Source organism: Haemophilus aegyptius, assembly GCF_900475885.1.
Taxonomy (GTDB): Bacteria; Pseudomonadota; Gammaproteobacteria; order Enterobacterales; family Pasteurellaceae; genus Haemophilus; species Haemophilus influenzae.
This window is the reverse complement of record NZ_LS483429.1, coordinates 1,920,843-1,933,387: the sequence shown is the minus strand read 5'-3', so window position 1 is coordinate 1,933,387 and position 12,545 is coordinate 1,920,843. Positions and strand designations below refer to the sequence as shown.

The window sequence follows — 12,545 nt, the reverse complement described above, 5'->3', positions numbered from 1 at the left end:
TTAATTTAAATAGATGAAATCAGATTAAAAACGGATTAAATATGAATTTATACAATATCAAACACCCAGAAGAACAAGTCACTTTTTCTCAGGCTGTTCGTCAAGGTCTTGGGCGGGATCAAGGTTTATTCTTTCCAGAAGTTATTCCTAAACTTAATAACATTAATGAATTACTTGAATTGCCTCTTGTTGAGCGTAGTCAAAAAATTCTAGGTGCATTAATTGATGGCGAGTTACCACAAGCAACGTTAGATGCGATGGTGAAAAATGCATTCACTTTTCCTGCACCGTTAGAAAAAGTGGAAGATAATATTTATGCACTTGAGTTATTTCACGGTCCAACGCTAGCATTTAAAGATTTTGGTGGGCGTTTTATGGCTCAGGCGCTTGCAGCAGTTCGTGGTGATGGCAAAATTACTATTTTAACGGCTACGTCTGGAGATACTGGAGCCGCTGTAGCACATGCGTTTTATGGATTAGAAAATATTAATGTAGTTATCCTTTATCCAAAAGGCAAAATCAGCCCATTACAAGAAAAGCTATTCTGTACTTTAGGTGGGAATATTCGTACTGTTGCTATTAACGCTGATTTCGATGCGTGTCAGGCTTTGGTTAAGCAAGCCTTTGATGATGTTGAATTGCGCCAAGCTATCGGGCTGAACTCTGCAAATTCTATTAATATCAGCCGTTTATTAGCTCAAGTTTGTTATTACTTTGAGGCTGTCGCACAATTGCCAAAAGAAGAACGTGATAATGTCGTGGTTTCTGTGCCAAGTGGTAATTTTGGTAACTTAACTGCGGGATTAATTGCAAAAACCTTAGGCTTGCCGATAAAACGCTTTGTCGCCTCAACAAACGCAAATGATACTGTGCCACGTTATTTGAAATCGGGTAATTGGGAGCCTAAAACGACAGTTGCAACCCTTTCTAATGCAATGGATGTAAGTCGCCCAAATAATTGGCCGAGAGTGGAGGAATTGTTTAAACGAAATGGTTGGGATTTAACTGATTTAGGTTCGGGGATGCTAAGTGATAGCGAAACAGAAGATAGCTTAAAAGCGATGCAGTCGAAAGGTTATTTATGTGAACCTCACGGTGCGATAGCTTATCAGGTGTTGAAAGATCAACTTAAAGCGAGTGAAACAGGAATCTTCCTGTGTACGGCGCATCCTGCGAAATTTAAAGAATCCGTAGAACGTATTCTTGGTATTCAGCTTCCATTACCTGAAACACTGGATAAACATAATCAGCTACCATTGCTTTCTGATGAAATGGATAATGATTTTGCACAACTACGGGCTTACTTATTGAAGTCATAAAGTGCGGTAAATTTTTATTGTGTTTTGGATAGCATCTGATTTTCAGGTGCTATTTTATTTTAGAAAATATAACGTAGCGATAAAATATATTAATTATTTTAGATTGGATGGAGAGAATAGCTATTTTTCAATAAGCAAGTAATTTAAAAAATAGTATCAGATTTAGGCAATAAAAAAACACCTTTCGGTGCTTACTTTATTTTTAAGTGGTGGGTCGTGAAGGATTCGAACCTTCGACCAACGGATTAAAAGTCCGCTGCTCTACCGACTGAGCTAACGACCCAAAAGACTGATTTTAAAATTAATTTTAAAACCTTTAGATTGGTGTTTAAATGGTGCCCGAAGCCAGACTTGAACTGGCACGCCTCGAAAGGCGAGGGATTTTAAATCCCTTGTGTCTACCGATTCCACCACTCGGGCATATAGACAACTAACATTTGCGTATTATGGAGGCGTGTCCCGGAGTCGAACCGAGCTACATGGATTTGCAATCCAGTGCATAACCGCTTTGCTAACACGCCACGAATTGGAGCGGGAAACGAGGCTCGAACTCGCGACCCCGACCTTGGCAAGGTCGTGCTCTACCAACTGAGCTATTCCCGCATTCGCTGTTAGTGGTGCGCATTTTACGGAAATTCAGATAACTGTCAATTACAGATTTAAAAAAATTGTCTAACCGTTTAAAAAAAGTTCATTTTGTTCAAATAAATCACAGAAAATGATGGAAAAATGAAATTTTATGTAATTTTCTAATTTCTACTTTTATCACTTTTTCCTTTGTGCCAAAATGCTAAACGTTTTTTAGCACGTAAAGTGCGGTTGATTTTTTCATTATTTTTAGAGGATGTTATGACACAACAATATGCTATCGATACTTTATTAGCTCAAGCAGGCAATCGTAGTGATGAGCGTACGGGCGCGGTTTCTGCACCAATTTTTCTTTCTACGGCTTATGGTCATTGTGGTATCGGTGAAAGTACGGGATTTGATTACACACGTACCAAAAATCCAACTCGCACAGTATTAGAAGAAACGATAGCTAAATTAGAGAATGGAGATCGTGGCTTTGCGTTTTCTTCTGGTATGGCTGCAATTCAAGTTTTGATGACGCTTTTTACCGCTCCAGATGAATGGATTGTTTCTAGCGATGTGTATGGTGGTACTTATCGACTATTAGATTTTTCTTATAAAAATAACAATAGTGTAAAACCTGTTTATGTTAATACAGCATCTGCTTCAGAAATTGAGGCTGCCATTAACCCAAATACGAAAGCGATTTTTATTGAAACCCCATCAAATCCTTTAATGGAAGAATGTGATGTGGTTGAAATTGCAAAACTTGCGAAAAAACATAACTTAATGTTGATCGTGGATAATACGTTTCTAACGCCTGTGCTTTCTCGTCCGTTAGATTTAGGCGCTGATGTGGTAATTCACAGCGGAACTAAATATATTGCTGGTCATAATGATGCACTTGTTGGTTTAATTGTTGCGAAAGGACAAGCACTTTGTGATCGCATTGCTTATATTCAAAATGGTGCGGGTGCAGTACTTTCTCCGTTTGATTCTTGGCTGACTATTCGCGGTATGAAGACCCTTTCTTTGCGTATGAAACGCCATCAAGAAAATGCACAAGCTATTGCGGAATTTTTAAGAGCTCAACCACAAGTGGAATCGGTGCTTTATCCAAATAAAGGTGGGATGTTGTCTTTCCGTTTGCAAGATGAAGCTTGGGTTAATACATTCTTAAAATCCATCAAATTGATTACTTTTGCAGAAAGTCTAGGCGGCACAGAAAGTTTTATTACTTATCCTGCCACTCAAACTCATATGGATATTCCAGAACCCGAGCGTGTAGCTCGTGGGATTACTAATACCTTGTTGCGTTTTTCAGTCGGTATTGAAGATGTAGAAGATATTAAAGCGGACTTATTACAAGCTTTTGCAAACTTAAAATAATTGGAGCAAACCATGAAAATTGCAATCTATAGCACTAAAAGTTATGACAGAAAATATATTGAGCTCATTAACGCGAAATATAATTTCGATTTAGAATTTTTTGATTTTATGCTGAACGAGAGCACTGTGCGTTTGGCAGAACATTGCGAAGTAGTATGCATTTTCGTGAATGATAATGGTAGCCGAAAAGTATTAGAAAAATTAGCCGCACTTGGTGTGAAAATTGTGGCTTTGCGTTGTGCTGGCTTCAATAATGTTGATTTAAAAGCAGCTCAAGACTTAGGCATCCAAGTTGTCCGCGTTCCAGCTTATTCGCCTGAAGCGGTGGCGGAACATACCATCGGTTTGATGATGACACTGAATCGTCGAATTCATCGTGCTTATCAGCGTACCCGAGAAGCGAATTTCTCTCTTGAGGGGTTAATTGGTTTCAATATGTACGGACGCACAGTCGGCGTAATCGGAACAGGAAAAATCGGGATCGCAGTGATGCGAATTTTGAAAGGTTTTGGCATGAATATCTTGGCGTACGATCCTTTCAAAAATCCAGTGGTGGAAGAACTGGGGGGACAATATGTTGAATTAGATGAGCTTTATGCTAAATCTCATGTGATTACGCTTCATTGCCCAGCAACGCCAGAAAACTATCATTTATTAAATCGCGAGGCTTTTGCAAAAATGAAAGATGGCGTGATGATCGTTAATACGAGCCGTGGTTCTTTGATTGATACTCAAGCTGCAATTGATGCGTTAAAACAGCGCAAAATCGGTGCGTTAGGTATGGACGTTTATGAGAATGAGCGTGATTTATTCTTTGAAGATAAGTCTAACGAAGTGATTCAAGATGATATTTTCCGCCGTTTATCTTCTTGCCATAATGTATTGCTAACAGGTCACCAAGCGTTTTTAACCGAAGAAGCACTAACCAATATTGCAGACGTGACTTTATCAAACGTTTATAAATTAAAATCTGGTAAAGTGTGTGAAAATATTGTTTTGCCGTCTTAGCTTTTGGCAATTAAAACGATTAGTTTACATTTTTTAAAACGGTGTTATTCTGCACCGCACTTGTAAGTTTAAAAAAAGCCCTTATATAGGGATTCCATTCACAAAATAAGGAAAACAAAATGAGCGAAGTATTACACATTAATGACGCAGATTTTGAAAGTGTTGTAGTTAATTCAGATATCCCCGTTTTATTAGACTTTTGGGCACCTTGGTGTGGTCCTTGCAAAATGATTGCTCCAGTGTTAGATGAACTTGCGCCTGAATTTGCTGGTAAAGTTAAAATCGTGAAAATGAATGTGGACGACAACCAAGCAACGCCAGCACAATTTGGTGTTCGTAGTATCCCAACATTATTATTGATTAAAAATGGTCAAGTTGTTGCGACTCAAGTTGGTGCATTAGCAAAAACTCAATTAGCTAACTTCATTAACCAACATATTTAATCGTTGTTTAAAGCTATAAGTAACTTTAGCGCATTGATAAGATTGCCTCTTAATGGGGCTATTTTTTTGTCTGAAATTTTGATATTTGCTCTGGTGGAAGGTAATTTAAGGCTTTTTCTGCGCGCTGAACAATTTGTGCTACAGTTTCCACTTCATCAGAACGAGGATTGATGACGCCTAAGCCTAAAATACATTTTTGTCTTAAGATTTCACTTGCTAATAACGAACTTAATTCTCCCGCTCTTGGCGTAGAAAATTCGAGCATTAAAATATCAGGTAATGCCGATTCAAATAAATCCACTAATGATGTATAAGACCCGCGCAGTAATACGCTTTCATCTTTGCTCCAGTTGCCATGGCATACATGTAATTAGGGGAGAGTTCCACGCTACACGCCAGCTACGATCTAATGGCATATCGGTCATGCGCATAAAGCAAGAAACATTGCTACGCATATCTAAGCCATTCCAGCTATCGGCTTCAAAAGTTAAGCCTTGAGTGCCAAGTGGAAGCACCCAGTTATCAATAGTTTCGCCATTTTCGGAAGGCAAAAGCGCTAAATAATAAGAAGCATAATTGCCCGATGTCACCATGGATTTTAAGCCATTGAATACTGCAATTTAATTCAAAATAATTTCAGTAATGTGACGTGGATCAAGAAAAAATCTGGCAAGCATTTTCCCATGTAAGTTTTTTAATCAATTCAGCAGGTTCATTTCTTAAGGTACAAAGGGCTTTGAAACTTTCCACAATACGTTCTGGTCGATTAGGTTGGCCTTGAAAACCAAATACAGGCATATCTGGACTGTCTGTTTCCAACACTAAGGCATCAAGTGGTAGTTTTGCAATCGCTTGACGAGTTTTATTGGCTCGTTCATAAGTGATAGTGCCGCCAACTCCGATTTTATAGCCTAAATCAACAAAGCGTTTTGTTTGATCGTAACTTCCTGAAAAACCATGTACCACGCCAAGTTTAGATAATGGAATACGTTTTAAAAAAGTAAAAATTTGATCATGGGTTTTTCGACTGTGAATATTGACGGGTAAATTAAATTGCTTTGCCAAATAAAGTTGGCTTTCAAAAAAATGACATTGCTTTGCCCAAAGTTCATCGGTGAGCAAATCAGGAATTGCGCGTTCTAAACCAATTTCTGCCACTGCCGTGCAATTTGCATCACGATTTTTTAAGGCTTGTTCTAACAGAATCAAATCATTTTCGGCGTGTTCTTGAATATAAAGAGGATGGAGCCCAAGCCCATAGTACAAATTATCAGGAAAAAGTGCGGTCATATTTTGGATTGTTTTAAAATCAGCTTCTTTCACCGCCACAACCAGTATTTTTTGCACATCGGCTTGCTTAGCATTATCAATAAGCTGTGACAACGGTTCCCCAGTAAATTGTTGGAGATAATCAAGATGCGTGTGAGTGTCGAAGAAAGGCATGTGCATTTTCCTTTAGCTCGATAAAAAATGGCGGAATTTATCCGCCATTCACCATTATTCTACTGAAACCAATGTAATCACTACATCTTCAGTTGGAACATCTTGATGAAAGCCTTTGTTGCCCGTTTTCACTTTTTTGATTTTATCGACAACATCCATCCCTTCTACTACTTCTCCAAATACTGCATAGCCCCATTCTTGAACGACTTCGCGACCAAACATTTCTTTTGAACGATAATTTAAGAAATCATTGTCTGCCACGTTAATGAAAAATTGTGCGGTCGCTGAATGTGGATCTGAAGTGCGTGCCATTGCAATGGTTCCACGTTTGTTACTTAAACGATTGTTCGCTTCATTTTGGATTGGTGCTTTAGTTGCTTTTTCACGCATACCGCTTTCCATACCTCCTCCTTGAATCATAAAACCATCAATAACACGATGAAAAATTGTGTTATTATAAAAACCTTCTTTGCAGTAATTTAAGAAATTTTCTGCCGTAACTGGAGCTTTATCAAAATCCAATTTAATTTTAATGTCGCCAAAATTTGTGTGTAATGTAACCATTTTGTTTTCCCTCTAAAAAATTAAGGGTCGTATTATTCCACAATCGAGGTAAAAGTGCTATAAAAGTGCGGTTTGTTTTTATTTCATTTTACGAGCTTAAAAATGCTAAAAATTTTCAATACCTTAACGAGAGAAAAAGAAATCTTTAAACCTATCCACGAAAATAAAGTGGGAATGTATGTTTGTGGCGTTACTGTTTATGATTTGTGCCATATCGGTCATGGACGCACTTTTGTGTGTTTTGATGTGATTGCCCGTTATTTACGTTCTTTGGGTTACGATTTAACTTATGTGCGAAATATTACGGACGTAGATGACAAAATCATCAAACGTGCATTAGAAAACAAAGAAACCTGCGATCAGCTAGTGGATCGTATGGTGCAGGAAATGTATAAAGATTTTGATGCACTTAATGTATTACGCCCTGATTTTGAGCCTCGCGCAACCCATCATATTCCTGAAATTATTGAAATTGTGGAAAAATTGATTAAACGTGGACATGCTTATGTTGCAGATAATGGCGATGTGATGTTTGATGTAGAAAGCTTCAAAGAATATGGCAAATTATCTCGTCAAGATCTTGAGCAATTACAAGCTGGTTCACGCATTGAAATCAATGAAATTAAGAAAAATCCAATGGATTTCGTGCTTTGGAAAATGTCGAAAGAAAACGAACCAAGTTGGGCTTCCCCTTGGGGCGCAGGTCGTCCTGGCTGGCATATTGAATGTTCGGCTATGAACTGCAAACAGCTTGGCGAGCATTTTGATATTCACGGTGGTGGCTCTGATTTAATGTTCCCACACCACGAAAATGAAATTGCACAATCTTGCTGTGCGCATGGCGGCCAATATGTGAATTATTGGATCCATTCCGGCATGATTATGGTGGATAAAGAAAAAATGTCGAAATCTCTCGGCAATTTCTTCACAATTCGTGATGTATTAAACCATTACAATGCAGAGGCGGTACGTTATTTCTTATTAACGGCACATTATCGTAGCCAGCTAAATTACAGCGAAGAAAACTTGAATTTAGCGCAAGGTGCGTTGGAACGTTTATACACGGCTTTACGTGGAACGGATCAAAGTGCGGTTGTTTTTGGCGGAGAAAATTTTGTGGAAACCTTCCGTGAAGCAATGGATGATGATTTTAATACGCCAAATGCACTTTCTGTTTTATTCGAAATGGCGCGTGAAATTAACAAGTTAAAAACAGAGGATGTTGAGAAAGCCAATGGACTTGCCGCGCGTTTGCGTGAATTGGGGGCGATTTTAGGATTACTTCAACAAGATCCAGAAAAATTCTTACAAGCAGGTTCTGACGATGATGAAGTGGCAAAAATTGAAGCACTGATTAAACAACGCAATGAAGCCCGCGCTGCTAAAGATTGGGCTACTGCTGATGCTGCGCGTAATGAGCTTACCGCTATGGGCATCGTATTAGAAGATGGGGCGAATGGAACAACTTGGCGTAAGCAATAAATTCAAACGTTAAATCATTTCCATTAAAAAGACTAAGTTCAGAATGTAATAGAACTTAGTCTTTTTATTTTTTCATCATTTCTTAATATAGGATTTCAAGGTTTGCGCGGTTTCAATTTGTTGCCAAAATTGTGTAATAAGTGCGGTCATTTTTTCTCTCTTATTCGTTAAAACGGATCAAACCTTCTTGTTGTGTTGTCGCGATTAATTGACCATCTTGCGAGAAAATTTGCCCGCGAGCTAAGCCTCGCCCTCCAAAGGCATTATTGCTTTCAATTGCGTGCAAATGCCAGTGATTTAAATCAAACGGACGATGGAACCAAATACTATGATCAATGGTTGCCACTTTCATTCCTTTTTGTAAAAAGCCTTTTTCGTGCGGATGAAGTGCGGTCAAAATACAGTGAAAATCGGAAAAATAAGCCAATAAACATTGCTAAATTTTTATATCAAGCGGCGTTTCACCATTGGCTTTAAACCAAGAATATTGCTCGGCTGGCAATTTTGTCCCGTTAAATGGGTTATTCAAATATTTGGTACGTACCTCAAATGGACGCTCTGCCGCAAATTTTTCATTGAGTGGTTCTGGCAAGGTTTGAGCCACTTTTTGTAGCATCACATTTTCATCTGTAAAGTCTTCAGGCGCGCCAACATTTGGCATTGAATTTTGATGTTCAAAACCTTTTTCCTGCACTTGGAAAGAGGCTGTTACATGGCAAATGGTATTTTTATGTTGAATGGCTTTTACGCGTAATGCAGAAAAGTTACGCCCTTCACGCAAGGTTTCCACATCGTAAATAATCGGATATTGGCTGTCTCCTGGAGCAAGAAAATAGGCATGACAAGAATGTAAAATGCGATCTTCTGGCGCCACCTGCATTGCTGCAGATAACGCCTGTGCCACTACTTGCCCGCCAAATACTTGACGAAAACCTAAATCTTGGCTTTCACCACGAAAGATTAAATCATCAATTTTTTCAAGTTTAAGAAGATGAATGAGGTTATTGAGAATATCTGACATATTGCTTTCCTAGAAGATAAGAAAAAGTGCGGTTATTTTAGCGGAGATTTTGGGGAATGCCAAAGTTGGTAACAAAAAGCACGCATTAAAAAATGCGTGCTTTTGCTAGGGAGTTAAATCAAAGGTGTTTAACTCTTCTCTTCACTTCTTCCTGTTTTCCCGCATTAAATGGGCGGGCATCAGGACTGCCTAGATAGCCACAGACGCGGCGAGTGACAGACACTTTTGTGCTGTCGTGATTGCCACATTTAGGGCAGACAAAACCTTTGCTGGTACATTCAAACTCGCCAGTGAAACCACATTCATAACATTCGTCAATCGGTGTGTTTGTGCCGTAGTAAGGTACGCGATCGTAGCTATAATCCCACACATCTTCCAATGCTTTTAAGTTGTGTTGAATATTTGGATATTCACCGTAGCAAATAAAACCGCCGCTGGCGAGTGGGGGATATGCCATTTCAAAATCCAGTTTGTCGTAAGGATTCACTTTCTTTTCTACATCTAAGTGGTAACTATTTGTGTAGTAGCCTTTATCCGTGACGCCTTCAATCACGCCAAATTTTTTGGTATCTAGACGGCAGAAGCGGTCGCATAAGTTTTCACTTGGCGTGGAGTAAAGGCTGAAGGCATAGCCAGTTTCTTTTTGCCAGCGTTTAACTGCCTCGCTAAGGTGGCGAACAATCGCAATGCCTTTTTCGCGTAATTGTTCATCATCAAAAATATGCCCTTTGTTATATAGCGCATTAATGGTTTCGTGAATACCGATATAGCCAAGGGAAATAGAGGCGCGCCCATTTTTGAAAATTTGTGCCACATTTTCATCCGCTTTTAACCGCACTCCGCATGCACCTTCCATATAAAGAATTGGAGCAACGCGAGCTTTGGTATTCTCAAGACGGGCAACACGCGTCATTAATGCTTTTTTCGCAATAGCTAAACGTTCATCTAAAGTGCGGTAGAAATCTTCTTCGTTTTTGGACTCCAACGCAATACGCGGTAAATTCAAACTCACCACACCAAGATTATTACGCCCATCGTGAATTTCGTGGCCTTTTTCTTCGTATGCACCTAAAAAGCTACGGCATCCCATTGGGGCTTTAAAAGAGCCTGTGATTTTAACTACTTGCTCGTAATTGAGAATATCTGGATACATACGTTTTGATGCGCATTCTAATGCGAGTTGTTTGATATCGTAATTCGGATCGCCTTTATTTTGGTTCAAGCTTTTTTTAATGGTGAAAACGAGTTTTGGAAAGACTGGCGTTTTATGATTTTTTCCAAGTCCACGAATCCGATTTTTTAAAATAGCTTGCTGAATTAAACGGGATTGCCAGCTTGTACCTAAACCAAAACCAAAGGTCACAAATGGTGTTTGTCCGTTTGAAGTATGTAGTGTATTAACTTCATATTCTAAGGATTGGAAGGCATCGAAACATTCTTTTTCAATCAATGCTTTGGCATAACCTTCAACATCAGGCACGTTCCATTCTTGGGCATGTTTGAGATGTTTTTCGTAACTGATTTGCACATAAGGGGAAAGTACTTCATCAATACGATTAATGGTTGTGCCACCGTAAATATGGCTCGCAACTTGGGCGATAATTTGTGCTGTCACTGCCGTTGCGGTGCCGATAGATTTAGGGGGTTCGATTTCCGCATTGCCCATTTTGAAACCACGAGAAAGCATCCCTTCTAAATCAACTAACATACAGTTAAACATTGGAAAGAACGGCGCGTAATCTAAATCGTGATAATGAATTTCACCTTTTTCGTGAGCCTCTACCACATCGCGTGGAAGAATATGGTGCTTGGCATAATGTTTTGCCACAATTCCAGCAAGCAAATCTCGTTGCGTTGGAATCACTTTCGCGTCTTTATTGGCGTTTTCATTAAGTAATTCTACGTTGCTTTGTTCAATCAAGCCTTCAATTTCTTTTGTTAGCTGGCTACGTTTTTCGCGGGCTAAATCACGATCATGACGATATTCGATATACGCACGAGCAATCTCAGGATAACGACTTGCCATCAATTTATCTTCAACGATTTTTTGAATCTGATTAATATCAATCTCGCCTTGATGACGGGTGAAAATTTCATTCCCTACTTCTTGCCCAATTTGGTGGCAATAAAATTCATCGGAAATATTGACCGCACTTGCGGCTTTTTTAATGGCATTAATGATACGTTGAATCTCAAACTCCGAACGAGAACCATCGCGCTTGATGACCCCAAAGTTACTCATGATATAGCTCCAATATATAGTGTTTTTGAAATGCGGATTGCACTATATATAGATCTAAAAAGATAATCAACACACAATATGTAGTGTTTTAGACCTTTTTGTCGTAAGATAATTTTGTTAAAGATTGATTTTATTAGAAAAATATCACATTAAGTTGTTGAGAGCTTTTCTCAAATATTTTTGATTTTGTGATCAATATCACAATGTTTACTTTTGGGGTTATAGGTTTTGAGAAAAAATAGTCTATGGTAAAATAGATGAGTATTTAACAGAGGTAAAAATGATGACTGATAAGCTAAATTTAAATGTATTAGACGCTGCATTTTATTCGTTAGAGCAAACCGTAGTACAAATTTCAGACAGAAATTGGTTTGATATGCAACCCTCTATTGTACAAGATACCTTAATTGCAGGTGCAATTCAGAAATTTGAATTTGTTTATGAGTTAAGTTTAAAAATGATGAAACGCCAACTTCAACAAGATGCAATTAATACCGATGACATTGGGGCTTATGGATTTAAGGATATTTTGCGAGAAGCATTGAGATTTGGTTTGATTAAAGATATGTCAAAATGGGTTGCTTATCGTGATATGCGTAATATTACATCACATACTTATGATCAGGAAAAAGCCATGGCTGTTTATGCACAAATTGATGATTTTTTAATAGAAAGTCGTTTCCTATTGGAACAATTACGTCAGAGAAATCAATATGACTAGTTTTCAGCTTGATATAAAATCTGAAGAATTGGCGATTGTGAAAACTATTTTACAACAATTAGTACCTGATTATACCGTGTGGGCTTTCGGTTCTCGTGTAAAGGGAAAAGCAAAAAAATATTCCGATCTTGACCTTGCGATTATCTCTGAGCAACCTTTAGATTTTTTAGTGCGTGATAGATTAAAGGAAGCTTTTTCTGAATCAGATTTACCGTGGCGCGTTGATCTTCTAGATTGGGCTACAACGAGCGAAGATTTTAGGGAAATTATCCGTAAAGTTTATGTTGTTATTCAGGAAAAAGAAAAAACGGTCGAAAAACCGACCGCTCTTTAGACCAAATGT

At 38.5% G+C, this 12,545-nt stretch carries 12 protein-coding genes, 4 tRNA genes and 1 pseudogene; 7 read left to right on the top strand and 10 right to left on the bottom strand.

From position 1 onward, the window contains the following. Nucleotides 1–41: 41 nt before the first annotated feature. The gene (thrC, locus tag DQN49_RS09880) at nucleotides 42–1,319 is read left to right on the top strand and encodes a threonine synthase (RefSeq protein WP_006995682.1); all 1,278 of its coding nucleotides are present in this window, start codon (nucleotides 42–44) and stop codon (nucleotides 1,317–1,319) included. A gap of 207 nt (nucleotides 1,320–1,526) precedes the next feature. Here the strand turns inward: thrC and DQN49_RS09875 are convergent. The 4 genes from DQN49_RS09875 to DQN49_RS09860 form a co-directional block, all read right to left on the bottom strand. Continuing rightward, nucleotides 1,527–1,602: transfer RNA gene (locus DQN49_RS09875), tRNA-Lys, on the bottom strand. Between the two features lie 50 nt (nucleotides 1,603–1,652). After that, nucleotides 1,653–1,739: transfer RNA gene (locus tag DQN49_RS09870), tRNA-Leu, on the bottom strand. A 27-nt stretch (nucleotides 1,740–1,766) separates the two neighbouring features. Next, a tRNA-Cys gene (locus DQN49_RS09865) sits at nucleotides 1,767–1,840 on the bottom strand. Nucleotides 1,841–1,846: 6 nt separating this feature from the next. Next, nucleotides 1,847–1,922: transfer RNA gene (locus DQN49_RS09860), tRNA-Gly, on the bottom strand. Nucleotides 1,923–2,168: 246 nt separating this feature from the next. Between DQN49_RS09860 and DQN49_RS09855 the strand changes: the two genes are divergently transcribed. From DQN49_RS09855 to trxA, 3 genes are all read left to right on the top strand, one after another. Beyond that, nucleotides 2,169–3,278 (top strand): methionine biosynthesis PLP-dependent protein, encoded by a 1,110-nt coding sequence (locus tag DQN49_RS09855; protein WP_013525434.1) that lies wholly within the window; start codon nucleotides 2,169–2,171, stop codon nucleotides 3,276–3,278. Nucleotides 3,279–3,290: 12 nt separating this feature from the next. Further along, nucleotides 3,291–4,286, top strand: coding sequence for a 2-hydroxyacid dehydrogenase (locus DQN49_RS09850; RefSeq protein ID WP_006995684.1), 996 nt, complete (start codon nucleotides 3,291–3,293; stop codon nucleotides 4,284–4,286). A gap of 119 nt (nucleotides 4,287–4,405) precedes the next feature. Continuing rightward, complete coding sequence (gene trxA / locus DQN49_RS09845) at nucleotides 4,406–4,729, top strand: thioredoxin (protein WP_005689970.1); 324 nt, start codon at nucleotides 4,406–4,408, stop codon at nucleotides 4,727–4,729. A gap of 58 nt (nucleotides 4,730–4,787) precedes the next feature. Here trxA and DQN49_RS09840 read toward each other — a convergent pair whose 3' ends face one another. The 4 genes from DQN49_RS09840 to DQN49_RS09825 form a co-directional block, all read right to left on the bottom strand. Beyond that, a complete protein-coding gene (locus DQN49_RS09840; RefSeq protein WP_006995685.1) occupies nucleotides 4,788–5,030 on the bottom strand; it encodes a uroporphyrinogen decarboxylase/cobalamine-independent methonine synthase family protein in 243 nt (80 codons plus the stop codon). Nucleotides 5,031–5,064: 34 nt separating this feature from the next. After that, the gene (locus DQN49_RS09835; protein WP_006995686.1) at nucleotides 5,065–5,322 is read right to left on the bottom strand and encodes a hypothetical protein; all 258 of its coding nucleotides are present in this window, start codon (nucleotides 5,320–5,322) and stop codon (nucleotides 5,065–5,067) included. Between the two features lie 61 nt (nucleotides 5,323–5,383). After that, complete coding sequence (locus DQN49_RS09830; protein ID WP_006995687.1) at nucleotides 5,384–6,172, bottom strand: TatD family hydrolase; 789 nt, start codon at nucleotides 6,170–6,172, stop codon at nucleotides 5,384–5,386. Nucleotides 6,173–6,226: 54 nt separating this feature from the next. Continuing rightward, nucleotides 6,227–6,736 carry a peptidylprolyl isomerase gene (locus DQN49_RS09825; RefSeq protein WP_005652519.1) on the bottom strand — a complete coding sequence of 170 codons (510 nt, stop codon included), beginning with the start codon at nucleotides 6,734–6,736 and terminating at the stop codon, nucleotides 6,227–6,229. Between the two features lie 102 nt (nucleotides 6,737–6,838). Between DQN49_RS09825 and cysS the strand changes: the two genes are divergently transcribed. Then, nucleotides 6,839–8,218: a cysteine--tRNA ligase gene (gene cysS, locus DQN49_RS09820; RefSeq protein WP_006995688.1), complete on the top strand. Its 1,380-nt coding sequence runs from the start codon at nucleotides 6,839–6,841 to the stop codon at nucleotides 8,216–8,218. A 160-nt stretch (nucleotides 8,219–8,378) separates the two neighbouring features. Here the strand turns inward: cysS and tesB are convergent. Both tesB and nrdD read right to left on the bottom strand, forming a co-directional pair. Then, nucleotides 8,379–9,239 (bottom strand): annotated as a pseudogene (gene tesB / locus DQN49_RS09815) (acyl-CoA thioesterase II). A 118-nt stretch (nucleotides 9,240–9,357) separates the two neighbouring features. Beyond that, complete coding sequence (nrdD, locus tag DQN49_RS09810; RefSeq protein WP_006995691.1) at nucleotides 9,358–11,481, bottom strand: anaerobic ribonucleoside-triphosphate reductase; 2,124 nt, start codon at nucleotides 11,479–11,481, stop codon at nucleotides 9,358–9,360. A 280-nt stretch (nucleotides 11,482–11,761) separates the two neighbouring features. Between nrdD and DQN49_RS09805 the strand changes: the two genes are divergently transcribed. Together DQN49_RS09805 and DQN49_RS09800 are read left to right on the top strand one after the other, a co-directional pair. Continuing rightward, nucleotides 11,762–12,202: an HI0074 family nucleotidyltransferase substrate-binding subunit gene (locus DQN49_RS09805; RefSeq protein WP_006995692.1), complete on the top strand. Its 441-nt coding sequence runs from the start codon at nucleotides 11,762–11,764 to the stop codon at nucleotides 12,200–12,202. After that, nucleotides 12,195–12,536, top strand: a complete 342-nt coding sequence (locus DQN49_RS09800; protein WP_006995693.1) for a nucleotidyltransferase family protein — start codon at nucleotides 12,195–12,197, stop codon at nucleotides 12,534–12,536. Before DQN49_RS09805 ends, DQN49_RS09800 begins: the two co-directional genes overlap by 8 nt. Nucleotides 12,537–12,545 lie beyond the last annotated feature (9 nt).

Bases quoted from the DNA above. Each gene is read 5' to 3' on its own strand.
- thrC (WP_006995682.1), top strand. From the start codon at position 42: ATGAATTTATACAATATCAAACACCCAGAAGAACAAGTCACTTTTTCT.
- DQN49_RS09855 (WP_013525434.1), top strand. From the start codon at position 2,169: ATGACACAACAATATGCTATCGATACTTTATTAGCTCAAGCAGGCAAT.
- DQN49_RS09850 (WP_006995684.1), top strand. From the start codon at position 3,291: ATGAAAATTGCAATCTATAGCACTAAAAGTTATGACAGAAAATATATT.
- trxA (WP_005689970.1), top strand. From the start codon at position 4,406: ATGAGCGAAGTATTACACATTAATGACGCAGATTTTGAAAGTGTTGTA.
- DQN49_RS09835 (WP_006995686.1), bottom strand. From the start codon at position 5,322: ATGGTGACATCGGGCAATTATGCTTCTTATTATTTAGCGCTTTTGCCT.
- DQN49_RS09830 (WP_006995687.1), bottom strand. From the start codon at position 6,172: ATGCCTTTCTTCGACACTCACACGCATCTTGATTATCTCCAACAATTT.
- DQN49_RS09825 (WP_005652519.1), bottom strand. From the start codon at position 6,736: ATGGTTACATTACACACAAATTTTGGCGACATTAAAATTAAATTGGAT.
- cysS (WP_006995688.1), top strand. From the start codon at position 6,839: ATGCTAAAAATTTTCAATACCTTAACGAGAGAAAAAGAAATCTTTAAA.
- nrdD (WP_006995691.1), bottom strand. From the start codon at position 11,481: ATGAGTAACTTTGGGGTCATCAAGCGCGATGGTTCTCGTTCGGAGTTT.
- DQN49_RS09805 (WP_006995692.1), top strand. From the start codon at position 11,762: ATGATGACTGATAAGCTAAATTTAAATGTATTAGACGCTGCATTTTAT.
- DQN49_RS09800 (WP_006995693.1), top strand. From the start codon at position 12,195: ATGACTAGTTTTCAGCTTGATATAAAATCTGAAGAATTGGCGATTGTG.